18 protein-coding genes and 1 tRNA gene are annotated in these 20,539 nt (G+C 74.9%); 9 read left to right on the top strand and 10 right to left on the bottom strand.

The features are described from left to right. Positions 1–81 precede the first annotated feature (81 nt). Positions 82–155 (top strand) — tRNA-Ala (locus GBN72_RS26535). 158 nt (positions 156–313) lie between these two features. Here the strand turns inward: GBN72_RS26535 and GBN72_RS26540 are convergent. From GBN72_RS26540 to GBN72_RS26550, 3 genes are all read right to left on the bottom strand, one after another. Further along, a complete protein-coding gene (locus GBN72_RS26540; RefSeq protein WP_151774429.1) occupies positions 314–1,834 on the bottom strand; it encodes an FG-GAP-like repeat-containing protein in 1,521 nt (506 codons plus the stop codon). A 47-nt stretch (positions 1,835–1,881) separates the two neighbouring features. Beyond that, a complete protein-coding gene (locus GBN72_RS26545) occupies positions 1,882–3,318 on the bottom strand; it encodes an FG-GAP-like repeat-containing protein (RefSeq protein WP_151774430.1) in 1,437 nt (478 codons plus the stop codon). A gap of 245 nt (positions 3,319–3,563) precedes the next feature. Further along, on the bottom strand, positions 3,564–4,040 hold the full coding sequence (locus GBN72_RS26550; RefSeq protein WP_151774431.1) for a GNAT family N-acetyltransferase: 477 nt from the start codon (positions 4,038–4,040) through the stop codon (positions 3,564–3,566). Positions 4,041–4,115: 75 nt separating this feature from the next. On the opposite strand from GBN72_RS26550, the gene GBN72_RS26555 reads away from it, so the two are divergent. After that, positions 4,116–4,919, top strand: a complete 804-nt coding sequence (locus GBN72_RS26555; protein ID WP_164540888.1) for an exodeoxyribonuclease III — start codon at positions 4,116–4,118, stop codon at positions 4,917–4,919. Between the two features lie 99 nt (positions 4,920–5,018). Here GBN72_RS26555 and GBN72_RS26560 read toward each other — a convergent pair whose 3' ends face one another. The 4 genes from GBN72_RS26560 to GBN72_RS26575 form a co-directional block, all read right to left on the bottom strand. After that, positions 5,019–5,210, bottom strand: a complete 192-nt coding sequence (locus GBN72_RS26560) for a hypothetical protein (RefSeq protein ID WP_151774433.1) — start codon at positions 5,208–5,210, stop codon at positions 5,019–5,021. Between the two features lie 103 nt (positions 5,211–5,313). Beyond that, positions 5,314–6,201, bottom strand: coding sequence for an SDR family oxidoreductase (locus GBN72_RS26565; RefSeq protein ID WP_151774434.1), 888 nt, complete (start codon positions 6,199–6,201; stop codon positions 5,314–5,316). Then, on the bottom strand, positions 6,198–7,178 hold the full coding sequence (locus tag GBN72_RS26570) for an alpha/beta fold hydrolase (RefSeq protein ID WP_246212928.1): 981 nt from the start codon (positions 7,176–7,178) through the stop codon (positions 6,198–6,200). Before GBN72_RS26570 ends, GBN72_RS26565 begins: the two co-directional genes overlap by 4 nt. Then, the gene (locus GBN72_RS26575; protein ID WP_151774435.1) at positions 7,175–8,719 is read right to left on the bottom strand and encodes a flavin-containing monooxygenase; all 1,545 of its coding nucleotides are present in this window, start codon (positions 8,717–8,719) and stop codon (positions 7,175–7,177) included. The genes GBN72_RS26570 and GBN72_RS26575 overlap by 4 nt, the downstream gene beginning before the upstream one ends. A 179-nt stretch (positions 8,720–8,898) precedes the next feature. Here GBN72_RS26575 and GBN72_RS26580 point away from each other — a divergent pair, with 179 nt between their 5' ends. Next, complete coding sequence (locus tag GBN72_RS26580; protein ID WP_151774596.1) at positions 8,899–9,558, top strand: MerR family transcriptional regulator; 660 nt, start codon at positions 8,899–8,901, stop codon at positions 9,556–9,558. Between the two features lie 797 nt (positions 9,559–10,355). Here GBN72_RS26580 and GBN72_RS26585 read toward each other — a convergent pair. Then, the gene (locus GBN72_RS26585) at positions 10,356–13,703 is read right to left on the bottom strand and encodes a S41 family peptidase (RefSeq protein ID WP_151774436.1); all 3,348 of its coding nucleotides are present in this window, start codon (positions 13,701–13,703) and stop codon (positions 10,356–10,358) included. Between the two features lie 200 nt (positions 13,704–13,903). Between GBN72_RS26585 and GBN72_RS26590 the strand changes: the two genes are divergently transcribed. After that, a complete protein-coding gene (locus tag GBN72_RS26590; protein WP_151774437.1) occupies positions 13,904–14,443 on the top strand; it encodes a YbaK/EbsC family protein in 540 nt (179 codons plus the stop codon). After that, positions 14,440–15,297, top strand: coding sequence for an EamA family transporter (locus GBN72_RS26595; RefSeq protein WP_151774438.1), 858 nt, complete (start codon positions 14,440–14,442; stop codon positions 15,295–15,297). Before GBN72_RS26590 ends, GBN72_RS26595 begins: the two co-directional genes overlap by 4 nt. Before the next feature lie 122 nt (positions 15,298–15,419). On the opposite strand, the gene GBN72_RS26605 is transcribed toward GBN72_RS26595, so the two are convergent. Continuing rightward, on the bottom strand, positions 15,420–15,833 hold the full coding sequence (locus tag GBN72_RS26605) for an SsgA family sporulation/cell division regulator (protein WP_151774439.1): 414 nt from the start codon (positions 15,831–15,833) through the stop codon (positions 15,420–15,422). 90 nt (positions 15,834–15,923) lie between these two features. On the opposite strand from GBN72_RS26605, the gene GBN72_RS26610 reads away from it, so the two are divergent. The 4 genes from GBN72_RS26610 to GBN72_RS26625 all read left to right on the top strand — a co-directional run bounded on the left by GBN72_RS26610 (position 15,924) and on the right by GBN72_RS26625 (position 19,884). Continuing rightward, entirely contained in the window at positions 15,924–17,048 is a 1,125-nt protein-coding gene (locus GBN72_RS26610; RefSeq protein WP_151774440.1) for an energy-coupling factor ABC transporter permease, read from the top strand. A gap of 5 nt (positions 17,049–17,053) precedes the next feature. Next, positions 17,054–17,815 carry a cobalt ECF transporter T component CbiQ gene (cbiQ, locus tag GBN72_RS26615; RefSeq protein ID WP_151774441.1) on the top strand — a complete coding sequence of 254 codons (762 nt, stop codon included), beginning with the start codon at positions 17,054–17,056 and terminating at the stop codon, positions 17,813–17,815. A gap of 40 nt (positions 17,816–17,855) precedes the next feature. After that, positions 17,856–18,587: an energy-coupling factor ABC transporter ATP-binding protein gene (locus tag GBN72_RS26620; protein WP_151774597.1), complete on the top strand. Its 732-nt coding sequence runs from the start codon at positions 17,856–17,858 to the stop codon at positions 18,585–18,587. Positions 18,588–18,711: 124 nt separating this feature from the next. Then, the gene (locus tag GBN72_RS26625; protein ID WP_151774598.1) at positions 18,712–19,884 is read left to right on the top strand and encodes a serine hydrolase domain-containing protein; all 1,173 of its coding nucleotides are present in this window, start codon (positions 18,712–18,714) and stop codon (positions 19,882–19,884) included. A 48-nt stretch (positions 19,885–19,932) separates the two neighbouring features. Here the strand turns inward: GBN72_RS26625 and GBN72_RS26630 are convergent, their stop codons facing one another. Further along, positions 19,933–20,433 (bottom strand): GNAT family N-acetyltransferase, encoded by a 501-nt coding sequence (locus tag GBN72_RS26630; protein WP_151774442.1) that lies wholly within the window; start codon positions 20,431–20,433, stop codon positions 19,933–19,935. Positions 20,434–20,539 lie beyond the last annotated feature (106 nt).

The following is a 20,539-nucleotide window of genomic DNA, read 5'->3' on the forward strand; positions in this document are numbered from 1 at the left end:
ACCGGCGTCCGGCCTGCGGGGATCGCACGGAACGGATTTCCAAGCACCCGGATGGGGATGCTAGAGTTTCTCTCGTTGCAAGGGCCTGTGGCGCAGTCCGGTAGCGCACCTCGTTCGCATCGAGGGGGCCAGGGGTTCGAATCCCCTCAGGTCCACTGCACAAGGAAGATCCCGCCGATCTCACGATCGGCGGGATCTTCGTCGTTTCCGGTGTCTGTCCGGCTGCGCCTGGTATCGCTGTACCGGCGCAGCCGGAGCCGGGCGGCCCGCGGGGGGCCCGGGTGCCGCCCGGCTCCGTGGCCTACGTGGCGCGTCAGATGGTGGAGCGGGCGCCGGGCAGGTACTCGCCGAACCGGAACTCGGTGTACCGGCGGGTGAGGCCGACCCCGTTGCCGCTGATCGTCGACGAGCCGACGGCGAGAGGGCCGGACGCCGAGCCCTTCGCGGTCCACACCACGCCGTACGCGTTCTCGGCGGGGGCGCCCACGACCGTCTCCGCCCGGCCGTCCTTGTTCAGGTCGGTCAGGTGGACGGACTGTCCGAACATGTCGCCCGCCTCGCCGGTGCCGGGCACGCCGCTCGTGTCCTGGGTGAAGGACTTCGCCCCGGTCGCGGTCAGTCCGGTCGCCGACCCGCGCAGCAGGGTGGTGGAGCCCGCGTAGGAGAGGGAGCCGAGGGCCTCGCCCGGGGTGCCGACCAGGACGTCGGCGTACGTGTCGCCGTCGACGTCGCCGACGCCGATCGAGGAGCCGAACAGGTCGCCGTCCTCGGCGGCGCCCGGGACCCCGGCGGTGTCCTGGTGGAAGACCTGGGGCTTCTGGTCGGGGGCGATGCCCTGCGGACCGCCGTAGAGGACCTGGATCTCGCCGCCGCGGTGGGCGGGGGTGTCCCCGAGGGTCAGCGAGGCGTCGTAGGGGATGCCGGTGACCAGGTCGCCGTACCCGTCGCCGTTCACGTCGCCGATCCGGCCGGAGAGGCCGTCGGCGAAGGGCAGTTCGGTGTAGGAGCCGTGGCGGTTCTCCAGGTGGACGGGTCCGCTCACGTCTCCGTCGGTCGGGCCCGGCAGCCAGAAGCGTTCGGCCTTCCCGTCGCCGTTCACGTCGCCCATGACGACGCCCCGGTTGGTCCCGAGGTGGTTCACGAACGCCCGGGACGCCGGGGTCCCGGAGCGGGTGAAGGGGCCGGTGTAGGTGGTGGCGCCGCAGTGGCCGGTGACGCCGAGGTCGGGGGCGCCGTCACCGGTGACGTCTCCCACCGCGAGGCCGGCGGCGAAGTAGCAGCCCTCGTCCAGACCGGTCGGGGTCGGGACGGTCGCGCCGCCCTTGAGGCCCGAGGACCCGCCCCAGACGATGGTGAGCGATCCGGTGCCCCACATGGTGCCTGCCGACTCGCTCGGGGTGCCGACGAGCAGGTCGGCGTAGCCGTCGCGGTCGAGGTCGGCGGAGGTGACGGCCGAGCCGAAGTAGTCCCACTGCTCCGGCGTGCCCGGTATGCCGGTCGTGGCCTGCGTGATGACGACGCGCCGGGACGCGGAGACGCCGCTCGCGGAGCCGTAGAACACCACGACCGCGCCCGCCGCGTCGACGGTGCCGCTGGCGGCGCCGGGCGCGCCGACGGCCAGGTCGCGGTAGCCGTCGCCGTTGAAGTCGTCCTGCACGGCGGCGGTGTTGGCCCCGCGGTAGGGGGAGGCGGCCGCGGCCGGCGAGGCGGGGAGGACGACGGCCGGTGTGAGGGCCGCGCAGAGCGCGGCCGCGGCGGCGACGGCCGTGCGCGACGTCCGGCCGGTCCTTCGGCCGGGGGCGGGCGAGGGGTGGACGGGGCGGTGGGCCTGCATGGCTGCTCCTGGGGCGGGGGACGTCGGGGCGGGACGGCGCAGGAGGGTCACCGGCCGGTCACCACGTTCGCGAAGCGGGCGGCGCCGGCCTGACCGAGCCCCACCGCCCCGGGAGTGAGGGAGAGGGCGCCGGTCGCGGTGACCGAGGCGGCCGAGCCGCGCAGCACCCACAGGCCGCCCGTCCGGCCGTTCTCGCCCGGCGCTCCGACCAGCAGGTCCGCGTGGCCGTCCTTGTCGATGTCGCTGAGCTGGACGGCCGTGCCGAAGGCGTCGCCCTGTTCGGCGCTGCCCGGCACGCCGGCGGTGCTCTGGAGCCAGCTGCGGGCGTGGGCGGTGTCCAGGCCGTCGGCGCTCCCGCGGACGACGGTGACGGCGCCGGCCGCGGCGTTCTCTCCGGGCGTGCCGATCACCAGGTCCGCGCGGCCGTCCTTGTCGGTGTCGCCGACGGCGACCGAGGCGCCGAAGCGGTCGCCCTGCTCGCCCGCGCCCGGCATGCCGGCGGTGTCCTGGGTGAGGGTCAGGACGGAGCTGGGTGTGCCGTCGTACCCGGCGTCGAAGTAGACGGTGACCTGGCCGCCGAGCGCGGTCCCGGGGCTCTGCGAGGGGTCCTCGGGGTTGCCGACGACGAGGTCGGGGGAGCCGTTGCCGTTCAGGTCGCCGACGGCGGAGCTGGTGCCCGCGGGCAGGGTGGCGTGCAGCGACCCGCCGGGGGAGACGAGCCGGGTGCGGGGGTCGTCGCCGTACCCGTCGTGGCCCCAGCCGCCGTCCCCGTCGCCGCGGCCGTGGACGAGGAGACGGTCGTCGCCGGTGCCGGGCAGGTCCACGGAGGTGAGGGCGGCGATGCCGTGGCCGGGATTGAAGTCGAGGCCGGTGCCGCTGGTGCCGGACGACTCGGACAGGTCGGCCGGTGCGAACAGGACCTGCGCGTCGTTGGCGCCGACCGCGATCGACAGCTTGCCGCCGTTGACGGGGTTGAGGGAGTCGTAGGTGCCCACCGCCACGGTCCGGCCGAACGCGTCGTGCTCGGACCGCCAGGGGTCCTTGACCGTCTTGCCCTTCACCGGGCCGGACGCCGAGCCCCAGACGACGGTGACCGACCCGCCGCCCACGTCCCCGGCGACCTCCTCGTCGGGGGAGCCGACGACCAGGTCGCCGTACCCGTCGGCGTTCAGGTCGTGGACGGCCACGGCGGCGCCGAAGCGGTCCCCGGCCTCGGCGGCGCCGGGGATGCCGGGGGAGTCCTGCGTCAGCACGGTGCGCCGCTTCGCGTCGACGCCCTGGGCGCCCCCGTACAGGATGACCACCGCACCGGCCTTGGCGCGGCCCGAGACGGTGGCGTCCGGCGCGGAGACGACCAGGTCCCGGTAACCGTCCTTGTCGATGTCGCCCGGGACGCCGGCGGCCGCCTGGGCGCCTGTCGCGGCGAGCGGGGTGAGGCCACAGGCCAGCACCGTGGCGGACATCAGCAAGAGGCGTTTGCGCATGAGGACTCCTCCAGGAGCACGCGTCGTGCGGGTGTGCCGGGTGAAGGGCGGCCCGTCGGTTCGTGTTCGCCGGGACGCTGATTCGCCGGGAGTTGCTTCTGTGCGCCTTCACCAAGCGGTGCCACAGAAGACACCCGAGGTGACTGGAGGGTTGTACGGACGCGGGAACACGCGGCGGCCTTCGCCCGGGGCTCCGGCCCGCCGCCGGGGTCAGGGCCGGAGCGGGACCGGCGCCGGCGGAGAGGTCACAGCGGCTTGGCCATGCAGATGCTGGAGTCGTAGGTGCGGTAGTAACCGAACTTCTCGCAGCGCTCGTACCCGGAGGAGCCGTAGAGGGTGACCGCCTCCGGCTGCTGGTCACCGGTCTCCAGGACCATCCGGACCCGCCCGGCCGCCCGCGCGTCCTCCTCCAGCATGCCGAGGATGCGCCGCGCCAGCCCCAGCCCGCGGCACTGCTCGACGACGAACATCCGCTTCAGCTCGGCGTCACCGTCCCGGTTGCCCTCGCCGTTCTCGTCCTGGGTGCGCCAGCCCCCGGTGGCGACGGGGCGGTCGTGCTCGTCGTAGGCGATCAGGAACAGCCCGTGCGGCGGGCGGAAGTCGTCGGGGTGCAGGACGGTGGCGTCACCGCCGTCTCCGTAACGGCGCTGGTACTCGGCCTGGACCTCGTCGTTCAGCTTCACTGCGTCGGGGTGGTCGAAGGGGACGGTGCGGATGTTCATGGCGGGGATCGTACGTCTCCACGAAGAAGGGAACAGACGGGCGGGTCCCGTCCAGTGTGCCGGTATTGTTCTCCGGTGCTCACCGTGACCTCCGTCAATGTCAATGGACTCCGTGCCGCCGCGAAGAAGGGCTTCGTCGAGTGGCTGGCGGAGACCTCCGCCGACGTGCTGTGCCTCCAGGAGGTGCGGGCCGAGCCCGGGCAGCTGCCGCGGGCCGCCGGGGCGCCGGAGGGGTGGCACGTCACCCACGCGCCCGCCGCCGCCAAGGGCAGGGCCGGGGTCTCGCTGTACACCCGCCGGCAGCCGGACGCGGTGCGGACCGGCTTCGGGTCGCAGGAGTTCGACGGCAGCGGGCGGTACCTGGAGGCCGACCTGCCGGGCGTCACCGTCGCCAGCCTCTACCTGCCCTCCGGGGAGGTGGGGACCGAGCGGCAGGACGAGAAGTACCGGTTCATGGACGAGTTCCTGCCGTACCTCACGTCCCTGCGTGAGCGGGCCGCCGCCGACGGCCGTGAGGTGCTGGTCTGCGGGGACTGGAACATCGCCCACGCGGAGGCGGACCTCAGGAACTGGCGGGCCAACCGCAAGAACTCCGGCTTCCTCCCGGAGGAGCGCGCGTGGCTGTCCCGCGTCCTGTCCCCGGGCGACGGCGGCTACGTGGACGTGGTCCGCGCCCTGCACCCGGACACGGAGGGGCCCTACTCCTGGTGGTCCTACCGGGGCCGGGCCTTCGACAACGACTCCGGATGGCGCATCGACCTCCACGCGGCGACCGAGGGCCTCGCGGACCGGGCGGTCAAGGGCTTCGTCGAGCGGGCCGCCACCCATACCGAGCGGTGGTCCGACCACGCGCCGGTGACCGTGGTCTACGACCTGTAGGCGGCTGTCGGCGGCTGCCGGCGGGCATGCGAAGGGCGCCCCCCGAAGGGGGCGCCCCGGTGCAGGATCAGGCCGCGCGCGTGTGCCGGAGGACCTGCGTCAGATCGTGTCGTCGTCGTAGATGTCGTCCTGCGACGACGGCGAGCGACGCGAGCGGTCGTCCTCGTGCTGCGGCGAGCGGTCACGGGACGGGGGGCGCTCGCCCGCGTCGTCCCTGCGCTGACCGGCGCGCTGGTTCGCCTCCTGCTGGAGACGCTCGGCCTTGTCCTGGAACTGGTCCTTGATGCCCATGCTGTTCACTCCCAAGAGTGGTGAGGGGTTCGGGGCTCGACCAGCGTGACACGGGCGCGCACGCTACGCATTTCGATCATCACGGACCGTCGCCACGCCCTCGTCACGCGCTGTGCCGGGACGTCCGTTCCTGCTCGTCGGCGGCGCCTCCGGCGCCCACCAGACCGGGCCGCACCTCGCCCAGGCGGTCGTCGAAGCGACGCACCTCCCGCGGGCCGATCGTGCCGATCAGCATCGGCAGTGCGCCGCGCACCGACTGCATGCCGCGCAGCCACCACTGGCCGTAGATGTGCGCGGAGCGCCGCTCGATGCCGTCCACCAGCCGGTCCACGGCGGGGCCGAGCGGATAGGTCTTGTTGGTCGGCCAGGGCAGCCGCTTGCGCAGTTCCCGCATCACGTCGTCCTGGTCGGCGCCGCGCACCATGTCGGTGTCGGTCCACGACAGGTAGCCGACGCCCACGTCGACGCCCCGGTGGCCGACCTCGCCGCGCAGGCAGTGCGCGTACGCCTCGACGCCGGACTTGGAGGCGCAGTAGGCCGACATCATCGGGGCGGGGGTGAGCGCGGCCAGCGAGGCGATCTGCAGCAGGTAGCCGCGGGTCTCCAGCAGCGCGGGCAGGAACGCCCGCCCGGTGACCGCCGAGCCGATCAGGTTGACCTCGATGACCCGGCGCCAGGCGTCCGCGTCGGAACCGGCCACCGGGCCGCCGGTGGCGACGCCCGCGTTGGCGATCACGATGTCGATCCGCCCGAACCGCTCCTTGACCTCGGCGGCCACCTGGTCCATGGCGTTCTGGTCGGTGACGTCCGCGTGCCACCAGTCGCTCTCGGCGTACAGGCGGGACGAGACCTCCTTGAGCCGCTCCGGCTCCAGACCCACCAGCGCGATCTTCACGCCGCGCACCGACAGCTTGCGGGCCAGCAGTTCGCCGACGCCCCGCGCGGCACCGGTGACGACGGCGACCCGCCCTTCCAGGTTGACCTTGCTCATGCGGCGTTCTCCTTGGTCATGCCGGGCTCGCCGGGCTTCTCGTTCTTCCCGCCGGCCGTGGTGCCGGGGGTGAGGTGGGCGGCGGCGAGGGACGTGATGCGGTCGGTGACCACGTCCGGCGCCTCCACGGGGGTCATGTGGCCGATGCCGGGCAGTTCGGTCAGGCCCAGGCAGTCGGGCAGTTCCCCGGCGAGGTTACGGGCGTGCACCGGCGGCGTCAGCCGGTCCGCGGTGCCCACGATCACCTCGGTGGGGACGTCCAACCGCCGCACGCCCTCGCTCAGTTCGAGCGACGAGAGGACGTGGGACCAGGCCCGGCGCGTCCTGGTGGGGCAGGCGTGGATCACCCGCGCGCAGGCCTCCACCATCTGCGGTGTCGAACCCGGGCCCATGGTGCCGTACTTGACGGCCTTGCGGCTGATCCCGCTCGGGCGGCCGCCGATCGGCAGCGGGGAGCTGAGGATCTGCCCGGTGATCCAGGTGCGGACCGCGCCGCGCCCGATCGGCAGCACCGTGGACTCCGGCACCAGGGTGTGGGCGCCGGTGGAGCAGAGCAGGGCGGCCGCGGCGTGCTCGCGGAAGCCGGGGCGGCCGGCCGCCGCCATGATCGTCATGCCGCCCATGGAGTGGCCGGCGATCACCGCCTTCTCGCCGGGGGCGAGGGTGGCGGCGAGCACCGCCTCCAGGTCGTCGGCGAGCTTCCCGGTGCCGACCGGAGCGTGCAGCGGGCTGCCGCCGTGACCGCGCTGGTCGTAGGCGATGACGCGGAACCGGTCCGACAGGGCGCGTATCTGCGCCGCCCAGAAGGCGACGGAGCAGGTCCAGCCGTGCGCCAGCACCACGGCGGGCGCGTCCTGCGGGCCGTGCACCTCGACGGAGATCCCGGCACCGTCCGCGGAGACGGCGGTCAGCTCGCGGGAGGGCGGGGGCGGCTGGTAGCGGCCCAGCGTCCTGATGTGGTCCAGGGGGTTGCTCACGCGGCGGCCTCCACGGGGGCGGTTCCGGCTCCGGCGGCGCCGTCGGCGGGGGCGGGGGCGGGTTCGGGGCGGACGACGCCGTACTCCAGCAGGTCGACCCGGCGGGTGGCCTTGCGGAACTCGGCGGTGGTGCCGGGCCAGACGGTGGTGTTGCGGCCGCTCGCGTCCAGGTACCAGCTGGTGCAGCCGCCGGTGTTCCACACGGTGCGACGCATCCGCTCCTGCACCCGTGCGGTCCAGGCCTCCTGCGCCTCGGGCCGCACGTCCAGCGCGGCGCGGCCGCCGAGGGTGTCCAACTGCCGCAGGTAGTCGGCGAGATAATTCAGCTGGGACTCGATCATCAGGATCATCGAGGAGTTGCCGAGACCGGTGTTGGGGCCGATGACCAGCAGGAAGTTGGGGAAGCCGGCCGTGGTGGTGCCGCGCAGGCCCGCCATGCCGTCCTTCCAGGTCTCCGCCAGGGTCCGCCCGTCGGTGCCCACCGCCCGCTCGGCGATCGGCATGTCGGTGACGTGGAAGCCGGTGCCGAAGATGATCGCGTCGACCTCGGTCCCGGTGCCGTCGGCGGCCACCACGGTGGAGCCCTTGATCTCGGCCAGGCCGCTCGCCACCACGTCCACATTCGGCTGCGCGAGGGCCGGGTAGTAGGCGTTGGAGAGCAGGATGCGCTTGCAGCCGATCCGGTAGTCGGGGGTCAGCTTGCGGCGCAGCTCCGGGTCCTTGATCGCCTTGGCCATGTTGGCCTTGGCGAGCTTCTCGACGACGCCGAGCATGTCGGGGTGCTTGGTGAACGCCTGCACCTGGAGCTCGCGGATGCCCCACAGGACGCCGCGGCGGAGCTTGGTGGTGAGCGGGACGGCGCGGTGGATGCCGCGTTCCAGGCCGCCGATCGGGCGGTCCGCGCGGGGCATCACCCACGGGGGCGTGCGCTGGAGGACGGTCAGCCGGCCGGCCTTCGGCTGGATCGCGGGCACGATCTGGATGGCCGAGGCGCCGGTGCCGACCATGGCGACGCGCTTGCCGGTGAGGTCGTAGTCGTGGTCCCAGCGCGCGGAGTGGAAGATCTTGCCGGGGAACGAGTCGATCCCGGGGACGTCCGGCAGCTTGGGGTCGGAGAGCGGGCCGGTCGCGTTGACCACCACGTCCGCGGTGAGGGTCGCGCCGTCCTTGGTCTCGATCACCCAGTGCAGTTCCCGCTTGTCCCAGGTCATGCGCTCGACCTCGGAGTCGAAGCGGATGTGGGGGCGCAGGCCGAAGGTGTCGGCGACCTTCTCCAGGTAGGCGTGGATGTGCTGCTGCCCGGAGAAGGCGCGCGGCCAGTCCGGGTTGGGGGCGAATGAGAACGAGTACAGGTGCGACGGCACGTCGCACGCGCACCCGGGGTAGCTGTTGTCGCGCCAGGTGCCACCGATGGCGGAGGCGCGTTCCAGGACGACGAAGTCGGTGACGCCCTCGCGGCGTAGCCGCACCGCGGCGCCCAGGCCACCGAATCCGGCGCCGATCACCGCCACCCGTACATGCTCGTGCTCGTAGTCGGCCATCCCGCCGCCTCCTGCGCTCTGTCTGGCTGAGTGTTGCCTGGGTCCGACGAACCTTGCCAGTATTCACTGGCAATGTTCGGAGCGTAGGGCAGGTGTGTACCGATGGGTAGGGGTCGCGCGGAGGAAAGTTACCGACGGTACGGCCTAGGGTGATCGGCGTGACGGACGAGGCGGCGACGGTGGCACACGACGACGACGGCGACGGCAGGCGGCGGGAGTACCGCGCGGAGGAACTGGCGCGGCTGGCCGGCATCACCACGCGCACCCTCCGCTTCTACCGGGAGCGCAGGCTGCTGGCGCCGCCGCGGCGGGAGGGCCGGATCGCCTGGTACGACGACCGGCACCTGGCCCGGCTGCGGACCATCGCGGCGCTGCTGGAGCGGGGCCACACACTGACCGGCATCGCCGAGCTGGCCGAGGCGTTCGAGCACGGGCGGGGGGTGGGGGAGCTCCTGGGGGTCGCCCCCACCGAGGAGACCCCGGTGCGGCTCACCCCGGAGGAGCTGGCGGAACGGTTCGCCGGCGAGGTGTCGCCGGAGAACCTGGTCGCGGCGATGGAGCTCGGCTATGTCGCCGTGGACGGCGAGGAGTTCGTGCACATCAGCCGGAACCTGCTGGACGCGTCGTCGGCCCTGGTGCGGGCGGGCATCCCGCTGGGGGCGGTGCTGGAGGCGGGGCGGCGGGTGCGGGAGCACGCCGACGCGGTCGCGGACCTCTTCGCGGAACTGGTCGGCGCGCACGCCCCGGCGGAGGACGCGCACCGTCTGCGCCCGCTGGCGCGGAGCGTGGTCCAGGCGGAACTCTCCCTCGCCCTGGACCGGCGCCTCCGCAAGCCGTAGCCCACCCTGCCACCACCCGGGCCGCAGTGTCGCCGCGCCGGCCGCCGCCCGGGCTGCCCGGGCCGCCGGGCCGCCGCCCGGGGCCGCCGCGCCGGCCGCAGTGCCGCCGCCTTGGCCCGCCGCGCAGGTGCCCCGGCCGCCGAGTGGCCGCCCCGGCCCGCCCCGGGCGCCTCGCCGCTGTCTTGGCCCGCTGTGCCGCTGCTCCGGGTTGCCTCGCCGTCGCCTTGGCCTGCCGCGCAGTTGCCCCGGCCAACCCGGGCTGCTGTGCCGCCGCTCCGGTCGCCGAGTCGCCGCCTCGGCCCGCCCCGGGCGCCTCGCCGCTGTCCTGGCCCGCCGTGCCGCTGCCCCGGGCTGCCTCGCCGTCGCCTTGGCCTGCCGCGCAGTTGCCCCGGCCAACCCGGGTCGCTGTGCCGCCGCTCCGGTCGCCGTGCCGTTGGTGCGGCTGCGCCTGATGCCCTGGCCGCGGCGTCGTAGTCGGTCCGGATGCATGCCTCGGGTGGGGAAGGCGCAGTGTCGGGCCTGCCGGTGCGGAGTGTGGTGCGGCGGAGTCGGTCTCCCGCCCCCGACCGAGGTTGCGTGAGGCGTGGCATGGCCGTCAGCGGTGCGGAGCCCGTCGCCGCGGTCGGCGCGCCGTCGCCCCGGCCGGCCGGTGTGACGGTCCCGGGCGGGAGGATGCGGCGGGACCGCGGCCCCGGTCCGCAGGGCCGGGGCCGGGCTGGTCCCCGCCGGTGTGCCTGGTCGCCGTGCCGTCGCTCCGGGCGGGCCCGAGGCCCGGGCGGCGACCCGCCGCGGGTGGGTCAGTTCCGGGGCGGCAGTGGCGGGCGGGTGCGGTCCGGGACGGTGTCGCGGTCCGGGGGTTCGGCGGCGGGCCGCTCGGAGAGGAGGTCGAGGGCGATGCGGACGGCCTCCTCCAGGCCGGTGAGGCGGCCCTCGGCCCAGTCGAGCGGGGTGCGCAGGGCCTCGACGTCCGGTTCGACGCCGTGGTTCTCGACCGACCACCCGTACGCGTCGAACCACGCCGCGTTCATCGGGACGGTGATGACCGTGCCGTCGCCGAGCCGGTGGCGGCCGGTCATGCCGACCACGCCGCCCCAGGTCCGCTGGCCGACCACCGGGCCGAGCTCCAGCAGCTTGAACGCCGCCGTGATCATGTCGCCGTCGGAGGACGTCGCCTCGTCGGCGACCGCGACCACCGGCCCGCGCGGGGCGTTGGAGGCGTAGGACACCGGCTCGGCGTGCCGGGTGACGTCCCAGCCGAGGATGGTCCGTGTCAGCTGCTCGACCACCAGCTCGCTGATGTGCCCGCCCGCGTTGCCGCGCACGTCGACGATCAGGGCGGGGCGGGAGACCTCCATGCGGACGTCCCGGCTGAACTGCGCCCAGCCGGAGCCGCCCATGTCGGGGATGTGCAGGTAGCCGCACCGGCCCTCGCTCAGCTCCCGCACGATCTCCCGCCGTTCGGCGACCCAGGTCTGGTAGCGCAGCGGCCGCTCGTCGGTCAGCGGCAGCACCGCCACCCGGCGGGTGGGGCCGCCGCCGGGGGCCGCGAACGTCAGCTCCACGGTGGTGTCGCCGGTGCCGGCGAGCAGCGGGAAGGGGCCGGCGGTGACCTCGACCGGGCGGCCGTTCACGTGGGTGAGCACCGCGCCCTCGCGGATGCCGGTGCCGGCCAGCGGGGAGCGGGCGCGCGAGTCGGAGGAGTCGCCCGGCAGGATCCGCTTGACCTGCCAGCCCGCCGGCGTGCGCACGAGGTCCGCGCCGAGCAGGCCCTGCCGCCGCTGGTAGTGCGGCGGGCCCTCGTTGCGGCGGGCCGGGGTGACGTAGGCGTGCGAGGTGCCCAGCTCGCCCAGGACCTCGCGCAGCAGGTCGGCGAACTCGTCGGGCGTGCTGACCCGTTCGACCAGGGGCCGGTACTGGGCGAGGACCGCGTCCCAGTCGATGCCGCACATGCCCGGGTCCCAGAAGTAGGCCCGGGTGAGCCGCCCGGCCTCCTCGAACGCCTGCCGCCACTCGGCGCCCGGGTCGACCCGGTGCAGGATCCGCCGGGCGTCGATCCACACCGTGGTGTCGGCGTCGCCGAGTTCGGTGGCCGGCATGGCGCGCAGCTCGCCGTCCTGGACGACCACCAGCCGGGTGCCGTCTCCGCTGACGCCGAACCATTCCAGGTGGTGGACGAGTTCGGTGCGCCGGGCCTTGGCGATGTGGAAGTGCTCCAGGGAGGGCCGGTCGCTGGGGTCGTCCGGGTTGGCGAAGGTCTCGCCGAGCGCGCCGGAGATGGGCCAGCGCAGCCAGACGAGGCCGCCGCCCGCCACCGGGGTGAGGGAGGAGTACTTGGAGGCGGCCACCGGGAACGGCGTGACCCGGCTCTCCAGGCCCTCCGTCTCGATGGAGACCACGCCCGGCTCGTCCGTCCCCTCCAGCTCCAGTCCGCCCGCCGCCGGGCGGCCCTCGGGGGACAGGGCGAACGGCGACGGCGTGGCGGAGGAGAGCGGCACCAGGTAGGGGCGGGAGCCCAGCGGGAAGGAGAGGTCGCCGGTGTGCACGTCGTACACCGGGTCGAAGCCGCGCCAGGAGAGGAAGGCCAGGTAGCGGCCGTCGCTGGTGAAGACGGGGCTCTCGTCCTCGAAGCGGCCGTCGGTGACGTCGACGACCGTGCCGTCCTTGATCCGGGCCAGCCTGATCCGGCGCAGGGTCCGCCCGACGGTCGGGTGCGACCAGGTGAGCCAGGCGCCGTCGGGCGAGAAGGCGAGGTCGCGGACCGGGCCGTTGTCGGAGCGGACCAGTTCGGTGACCGAGCCGTACGCCTCGGTGTCGGAGCCGGCGTCGTCGGAGACGGTGATCAGCATCAGGCGGCCGTCGTGGGAGGCGACCGCGAGGCGGTTGCCCTCCGGGTCGGCCGCCATCTCCAGCACGCGGCCCAGCCGCCCGGAGGCGAGCCGGTGCGGGGCCCGGTCGCCGGTGGCGCGCGGCAGGTAGGCGATCTCGACGGCGTCCTCGCCCTCGGCGTCGGTCACGTAGGCGATCCGGCCGCTGCCGCCCAGCGTCTCCGGCAGGCGCACCCGCACTCCCGGCATGTCGGTCAGGGTCCGCGCCGGGCCGTCGCGGTGGGTGAGCCAGTACAGGCTGCCCCGGACCACGACCGCGCTGGCCCGCCCGGTCTCGTCCACCGCGATCCCGCCGACGTGCTGCGCGGCGGGTACCTGGTGGCGGCGGCGGCCGGCGCGCGGGCCGCCGGTGCGGACGTCCAGCCGTCGGGGCTCGGAGTCCGCCGTGAGGTCGTCGAGCATCCACAGGTCGCCGCCGCACTGGTAGACCACCCGGGTGCCGTCGCCGGCGGCGTTGCGGGCGTAGAACTCGGCGTGGTCGGTGTGGCGGCGAAGGTCCGTGCCGTCCAGGGCGCAGGAGTAGAGGTTGCCGACGCCCTCGTGGTCGGAGAGGAAGGCGATCCGGTCGCCGATGAACTGCGGGCAGTCCAGGTGTCCGCCGATGTCGGCGAGGAGCCGCCGCCCGTCCAGCCAGAGGCGGCCGGTGGCGCCGCCGCGGTAGCGCTTCCAGGAGGCCGGCTCGTGCGGGGGCGTGCCGGTGAGCAGCAGGGTGCGCCACTCGCCGTCGCTCTCGGTATCACCGTCGGCGTCGCGAACCGCGTCGGCCCCTGCCGCGTCCGCCGCGGCGGACTCCGTCCCGGTCACCGCGGGGCCGGTGGTGAGGTCGATGTCGGAGACCGGCCCCCACCGCAGGGGTGAGCCGGGGCCGCCGTCCAGGGGGACCGCGTAGGAGAAGGTGATCGGGAACGGCCGGCCGTGGGAGGAGACGGCGAGGATGTCGCTGCGGCCGCCGAGTTCCGGGTCGGGCGGTGTCCAGCCGCAGACCCGGGCGTCCGGGCCGCCCCAGTAGGTCAGCCGGGTCGCCTTGCCGCCCTCCACCGGCATCACGTGCACCTCGGGCACCAGGGTGTGCCAGGAGGTGTACGCGATCAGCGTGCCGTCCGGCGAGAAGCGGGGGTGGCCGGTCTTGGTGCGGTCCGAGGTGAGCCGCCACGCCCGGCCGCACTCGCCGCCCTTGTCCAAGGGCGCCAGCCAGAGATCGTCCTCGGCCACGAAGCACAGCAGGTCGCCGCGGATGTGGGGCAGGCGCAAAAAGGTCACCCCACCATGCTTCGGCGGCCTGGGCGGCCGGGCAACTCGGGCGGCGGCCGCGCCGGGGCCGGTCGGGGCCGAATGGAGCGCTTCGGGTCCGCGCCGGGGGCGGATCCGCCCGCCCGGTGCCCGCATGGTGGTTGCCCGGTGCCCGCCCGGTGGGTGGAACGGGGTCGCACCGGGGAGGGGGAGATCACTAGCGTGCGGTCATGACCATCGAGAACCAGGCGCATGACCTGAGCGGGGACGCCGGAGCGGACGCCGCCCACCCCCGCTTCGCCGCCGCCCTGCGGGAGCGGGGGCTGGAGCACCTGCTGGCGGGTGTCCGCCGGTACCCGGACGCCGTGCGGACCGCCGCCGAGGCCGCCGCGGCGGTCGGCTGCGACCTCTCACAGATCTGCAAGTCCCTGATCTTCGCGGTGGGCGACGAGCCGGTACTGGTCCTGATGGACGGCGCCGGGCGGGTCGACCTGGAGGCGGTGCGGCGGGAGCTGGACGCGGAACAGGTCGCCCGGGCCACGGCGGCGACGGTCCGGGAGGCCACGGGTTACGCCATCGGGGGCGTGCCCCCGTTCGGGCACCGCACCCGCACCCGGGTCCTCGCCGACCGCTCGCTGCTCGCCCACGAGGTGCTGTGGGCGGCGGCGGGGACACCGCACTCGGTGTTCCCCGTCGCCCCGGGCGAGCTGGTCGCGCTGGCCGACGCCGTGGTCGTCGACGTCCGGGAGACCGCCGAGCGGACGGTATGACGCCGCTGGTCGTGGCGGCGGTGGGGCTGGCCGCGGTCACGCACGCCGCCTGGAACGCCCTGGCGCACCGGATCGCCGACAAGCTGGTCGGATTCACGCTGATCGCCGGGGGCGGGGCGCTGATCGGCGTCGTCGCGATGCCGTTGGTGCCGGTTCCGGCGGCGGGGGCGTGGCCGTACCTGCTGGGCTCGGCGGTGCTGCACGTCCTCTACTACCTGCTGCTGATGCGGTCGTTCCGGCTGGGTGACTTCGGGCAGGCCTATCCGATCGCCCGGGGCACCGCGCCGCTGGTGGTGACCGTGCTGGCGGCCGTCCTCGCCCACGAGGTGCCGGGCGGGTGGGCGATGGCCGGGGTGGTCGTGTCCTGCCTGGGCCTGTCCGGCGTGGCCCTGTGGGGCCTGCGGGGGCGGCGGCCGGACCCGGCGGCGATCGGGGCCGCCCTCGCGACCGGGCTCGCCATCGCCGCGTACACCGTGGTCGACGGGCTCGGGGTGCGGGCCGCGGGGCCGGCGGCCGGGGCGGCCGCGGGCTACACGGCGTACCTCATGGCCCTGGGCGGGCTGGGCGTCCCGCTGTACGCGCTCTCCCGGCTGCGGGGCGGCGCCGTCGCCGCCCTGCGGCCGCACGCGGCGCTGGGGCTGCTGGGCGCGGGGCTGTCGGTGACGGCGTACGGGCTGGTGCTGTGGGCGCAGACGCGGGCGCCGATGGCGCCGGTCGCGGCGCTGCGGGAGTCCTCGATCATCGTGGGGGCGGCCATCGGGGCGGTCCTGTTCAAGGAGCGGTTCGGGCTGCCGCGGGTGGTGGGGGCCGTGCTGGTGGTGCTGGGCCTGGGCCTGATGCTCCGCGCGGGCTGAGCGGCCACCGCGGGCGGTACCTCGGTGCCCGGGGGCGACCCGGGGGGCGACCCGGGGGGCGACCCGGGCGCCGCGGGCGGTCCCGGCGCGGCGCCGTGAGGGCGTGTGCCGTGAAGGGCCCGTCAGGGGTGCGGGGCGGGGGTCAGGGGTGGGGCGGAGGCGGTGGGCGCGCCGGTCGGGGCGGGGGTCGGGGCGCCGGTGACCGCGGCGTGGATGCGGCCGAGGAAGCGGAGCAGGACGGTGGTGTCGAACTGGGCGACCACCACGCCCCGCTCACCCGGCAGCTCCACCACCGTGCCGGCCCGCCCGCAGGGCCACACCCGCACCCCGCCCGCCTCGGCGCCCCGCGCGGGGCTGCACACGCCCCGCTCCAGCAGCGCCCGGTCCACCCGCCACTCGTGCGGCGTCGGCGCCGCCAGGCGGATCGTCACCTCCGACGCCCCGCTCTCGTGCCGCAGCAGCACCGGGACCCGGCCCCGGTCCTCCTGCGACGCGGTCAGGACGTGCGCTCGTGTGTACTGCTCGATCGCGGACACGCACACAATGTGCCAGTTTTCGCCGGTTTCCGCTCTCCGGCGTAGTACTCGTTCTTGCAAGGATGTTGCAACAAGCGGCACCATCGAACAGTGCATGTACCCGATGGCTTCCTCGACGCCCCCACATCCGTCGCGACCGGTGTGATAGCTGCCGGCGCCGTCGCCCTGTCGTTGCGCGGCGCCCGCCGCGAACTGGCGGGCTCCGCCGCCGCGGGCCCCACGGCCGGTGCCGCCGGACCGGGCGCCGAGCGGACCGCGCCGCTCGCCGGTCTGACCGCCGCGTTCATCTTCGCCGTGCAGATGCTGAACTTCCCGGTGGCCGCCGGGACCAGCGGGCATCTGCTGGGCGGCGCGCTGGCCGCGATCCTGGTCGGCCCCTTCACCGGGGTCCTCTGCGTCTCCGTGGTGCTGCTGCTCCAGGCGATCATGTTCGCCGACGGAGGCCTCACCGCGCTCGGCACCAACATCACCTGCATGGCGCTGGTCACCGTCGTGGTGGCCCACCTGGTCTTCCGGACGCTGCTGCGGGTGCTGCCCGCCGGCCGGTCCACCGTCACCGCCTCCGCCTTCGTCGCCGCGCTGATCTCGGTGCCGGCGTCCGCGCTGTTCTTCACCCTGCTCTACGCCGTCGGCGGCACCACCGACGTGCCGATCGGCTCGGTGGCGGCCGCCATGGGCGGCGTGCACATCCTGATCGGCATCGGCGAGGGCGTCATCACCGCCCTGACCGTGGGCGCCGTGATCGCCGTCCGGCCCGACCTGGTGCACGGCGCCCGCGGGCTGGCCCGCCCGCTGAAGCTCAAGGTCGGCGGCGAGCTGGTCGACGCGCCCGCCGCCCCGGCCGCCGCCGGGCCCGCGCCGCGCTCCTCGCGGGCCGTGTGGTTCGCGGGTCTGGCCGCCTCCCTGGTGCTGGCAGGGTTCGTCAGCTTCTACGCCTCGGCCTCCCCGGACGGCCTGGAGAAGGTGGCCGTCGACCACGGCATCGACCGGGGCGCCGAGGAGCACGCCGTCGCCGACGGCCCGCTGGCCGACTACGGGGTCAGCGGGGTGGACGACGAGCGGCTGTCGGTCGGCCTGGCCGGAGTGATCGGCGTGGGCGTCACGGCCGCCGTGGGCACCGGCGTCTTCCTGGTGGTGCGCCGCCGTGAGTCGGCGCGGTCCGCGCAGGACGAGGCCGCGGCCCGCGAGAGCACCGCCGGTCACGGGAAGTCCTGACCGCCGTGGGCTCCGGGCACGCGCACCGGCTCCACCTGCACGGGCACTCGCCGGTGCACCGGCTGCCCGCGCACACCAAGCTCGTCGCCGTCCTGGCCTTCGTGGTCGTCGTGGTCTCCACGCCCCGTGAGGCGGTCTGGGCGTTCGCCGGGTACGCGCTGCTGCTGGCGGCGGTGGCCCGGGCGGCGCGGGTGCCCGCCGGGTTCGCGCTGCGGCGGATGGCCGTCGAGGTGCCGTTCGTCGCGTTCGCCCTGCTGCTGCCGTTCGTGGCGCAGGGCGGGCGGACCGAGGTGCTGGGCATGCAGCTCAGCGTCTCCGGGCTGTGGGGCGCGTGGAACATCCTGGCCAAGGGGACCCTGGGCGTCGGCGCCTCCGTCCTGCTGGCCGCCACCACCGAACTGCGCGACCTGCTGCTCGGGCTCCAGCGGCTGCGGATGCCTCCGATGCTGGTGCAGATCGCCTCGTTCATGCTCCGCTACGGCGACGTCATCGCCGACGAGCTGGCCCGGATGCGGATCGCCCGCGAGTCGCGCGGCTTCCGTGCCCGCGGCCCGCGGGCCTGGGGCGTGCTGGCCCGGACGGCCGGCGCGCTGTTCATCCGCACCTACGAGCGCGGCGAGCGGGTCCACCTGGCCATGGTGAGCCGGGGCTACACCGGCGCCATGCCGGTGCTGGACGGGCGGGCGGCGACGCGGGCGCAGTGGTCGGCCGCGCTGGCCCTGCCCGTGACGGCCCTCGCGGTCTGCCTGCCCGCCTGGACTCTGTGACGATGGACCCGTGACGACCGACCCCCTGACGACGAACCCCGTGCCGTACTCCCTGGAGGTCTCCGGCCTCGCCTTCGCCTACCCCGACGGCCACCAGGCCCTCTTCGGGGTGGACTTCGCCCTGGAACGGGGCGAGCGCGTCGCACTGCTCGGACCCAACGGCGCGGGGAAGACCACCCTGGTCCTGCACCTCAACGGCATCCTCACGGCCGGCGCCGGCAGCGTGCGGGTGGCCGGGCTGCCCGTGGACCGGGCCCACATGGCCGAGGTCAGGCAGCGGGTCGGCATCGTCTTCCAGGACCCCGACGACCAGCTCTTCATGCCCACCGTCCGCGAGGACGTCGCCTTCGGCCCGGCCAACGCCGGTCTGCGCGGGGCCGAGCTGGAGGCCCGGGTGACCCGGGCGCTGGAACGGGTGGGCATGGCCGAGCACGCCGACCGCCCGCCCCACCATCTGTCGTTCGGACAGCGCCGCCGGGTGGCGGTGGCCACCGTGCTGGCGATGGAGCCGGAGATCCTCGTCCTCGACGAGCCGTCCTCCAACCTGGACCCCGCCTCCCGGCGGGAGCTCGCCGAGATCCTGACCTCGCTGGACGTCACCGTCCTGATGGTCACCCACGACCTGCCCTACGCGCTGGAGCTCTGCCCGCGCTCGCTGGTCCTGTCCGGCGGCACGATCGTCGCGGACGGCCCGACGCCGAAGCTGCTGGCCGACGAGACGCTGCTGCACGCCCACCGGCTGGAGCTGCCGTTCGGCTTCTCCCCGCGCTGAGCGGTCCCCGCCCGTACTGTGACCGCCGCCACCCCGCGGCGCGGAATCGGGGACCCGGGCCGCTTGTTGCGCCGGTTGGCACGACGGACGTGCGAAGAGCCCGATCGAGGAAACGGTGGACCAGGTGGACGTCGACGGCACGGTGACCGACCGGTTCGCCCCCGTCCGGGAGGCCTTCGAGCGCAACTTCACGCGCCTCGGCGAACGCGGCGCGGCGGTCGCCGTCCACCTGCACGGCCGGAAGGTCGTGGACCTGTGGGGCGGCGCCCGGGACGTCGACGGGGACCGGCCCTGGGAGCAGGGCACGGCACAGGTCGTGCGGTCGGCCACCAAGGGCGTGGCGGCGGCCGTGGTGCTGCTGCTCCACCAGCGGGGACTGCTGGACCTGGACGCGCCGGTGGCGGAGCACTGGCCCGCCTTCAAGGCGGCCGGCAAGGAGCGGGTGACCGTCCGGCACCTGCTGGCGCACCGGGCCGGACTGCCCGCCGTGGACCGGCCGCTGACCCCCGCCGAGATGCTCGACCCCGAACGCACCGCTGCGGCGACGGCCGCACAGGCGCCGGCCTGGGAGCCGGGCACCGACCACGGCTACCACGCGCAGACCTTCGGCTGGCTGCTCGGCGAGCTGGTGCGGCGGGTGACCGGGGTGTCGCTGGGCACCTGGCTGGCGAACGAGGTCACCGGACCGGCCGGCATCGACCTGTGGATCGGACTCCCGGCCGCCGAGGCCGCACGCGCCGGGCGCTGCGGACCGCTGCCGGCACCGGACGGCGCCGGCGCGCCGGGTCTGAGGGCACGCCCCAAGCGGGCCGTCGCCGAGGCCCAAGCGGACCCGCGCTCGCTCACCCGGCGGGCGTTCGGCGCGGTCTCACCGGCCCCCGACGAGAACGACCCCGCCTACCGCGCGGCCGAACTGCCCGCCTCGAACGGCGTCGCCACGGCCGCGGGGCTGTCCCGCTTCTACGCGGCCCTGACCGGCGAACTCGACGGCCGGCGGCCGCTGTTCACCCCGTCGACCCTGGAACTGGCCCGTACCGTGCACTCGGTGGGCCCGGACCGCGTCCTGGTGGTCAACACCCGCTTCGGCGCGGGGTACATGCTGCACGGCCCCGCCTCCCCGCTGCTCGCCCCGGGCTCCTTCGGCCACCCCGGCCGCGGCGGCGCGCTGGGGTTCGCCGACCCGGAGAGCGGCGTCGCCTTCGGCTACGTGACCAACGGCTTCCTGACGTCGGTCACCGCGGACCCCCGCGCCCAGGCCCTGGTCCGGGCGGTGCGGGAGTCCCTGACGGCGGCCTGAACCGCGACCCGCGCGGGGGCGCTCGCCGCACCGCCCGCGCGGGGGCACTCACAGCGCCAGGTGCATCACGTGCACGCCGACCAGCCCGTGCCGGGGGTGCCGGAACCCCTCCGGAACGGTCCCCACGATCCGGAACCCCAGGGACTCGTACAGCTTCACCGCGCGGACGTTGGTCTCCACCACCGCGTTGAACTGGATCGCCCGGAACCCGGACTCCCGCGCCCAGTCGATCACGTACGAGCAGAGCTCCCGGCCCACGCCGCGGCCGGAGTGGTCCGGGTCGACCATGAAGCTGGCGCTCGCCATGTGGCGCGCGTTGCCGGTACGGGACATGTTGCAGTTCATCTTGGCGCTGCCGACGATCCCGCCGCCGCCCTCGTCGTCCACCGCGACCACGGTCCGGTCCGGCGCGGGCAGCAGCCACCAGCCGCGGCCCTCCTCCTCACCGAGGTCCAGCGGGTAGGGGTAGGTCTCGCCGGCCGCCACGATCCGCCGGAAGAACGGCCAGACGGCGGGCCAGTCGGCCTCGGTTGCCTCACGGATCAGCATCCCGGGATGCTCCCACGCCACCCGGTCCGCACCGCAACGGCTTTTCGCACCGGGCGGCGCGGCCCCGCGCCGGCGGGGCTCGGCGGCCGCGAGCCGACGGGGCTCG

The sequence above is a fragment of the Streptomyces abyssomicinicus genome (assembly GCF_008974245.1).
GTDB lineage: Bacteria > Actinomycetota > Actinomycetes > Streptomycetales > Streptomycetaceae > Streptomyces > Streptomyces abyssomicinicus.

What these genes read in the sequence shown, in the direction of transcription:
- GBN72_RS26575 (WP_151774435.1), bottom strand. Translation starts at nt 8,719, where the DNA reads ATGGCCGACTACGAGCACGAGCATGTACGGGTGGCGGTGATCGGCGCC.
- GBN72_RS26630 (WP_151774442.1), bottom strand. Translation starts at nt 20,433, where the DNA reads ATGCTGATCCGTGAGGCAACCGAGGCCGACTGGCCCGCCGTCTGGCCG.
- GBN72_RS26545 (WP_151774430.1), bottom strand. Translation starts at nt 3,318, where the DNA reads ATGCGCAAACGCCTCTTGCTGATGTCCGCCACGGTGCTGGCCTGTGGC.
- GBN72_RS26565 (WP_151774434.1), bottom strand. Translation starts at nt 6,201, where the DNA reads ATGAGCAAGGTCAACCTGGAAGGGCGGGTCGCCGTCGTCACCGGTGCC.
- GBN72_RS26595 (WP_151774438.1), top strand. Translation starts at nt 14,440, where the DNA reads ATGACGCCGCTGGTCGTGGCGGCGGTGGGGCTGGCCGCGGTCACGCAC.
- GBN72_RS26590 (WP_151774437.1), top strand. Translation starts at nt 13,904, where the DNA reads ATGACCATCGAGAACCAGGCGCATGACCTGAGCGGGGACGCCGGAGCG.
- GBN72_RS26560 (WP_151774433.1), bottom strand. Translation starts at nt 5,210, where the DNA reads ATGGGCATCAAGGACCAGTTCCAGGACAAGGCCGAGCGTCTCCAGCAG.
- GBN72_RS26540 (WP_151774429.1), bottom strand. Translation starts at nt 1,834, where the DNA reads ATGCAGGCCCACCGCCCCGTCCACCCCTCGCCCGCCCCCGGCCGAAGG.
- GBN72_RS26550 (WP_151774431.1), bottom strand. Translation starts at nt 4,040, where the DNA reads ATGAACATCCGCACCGTCCCCTTCGACCACCCCGACGCAGTGAAGCTG.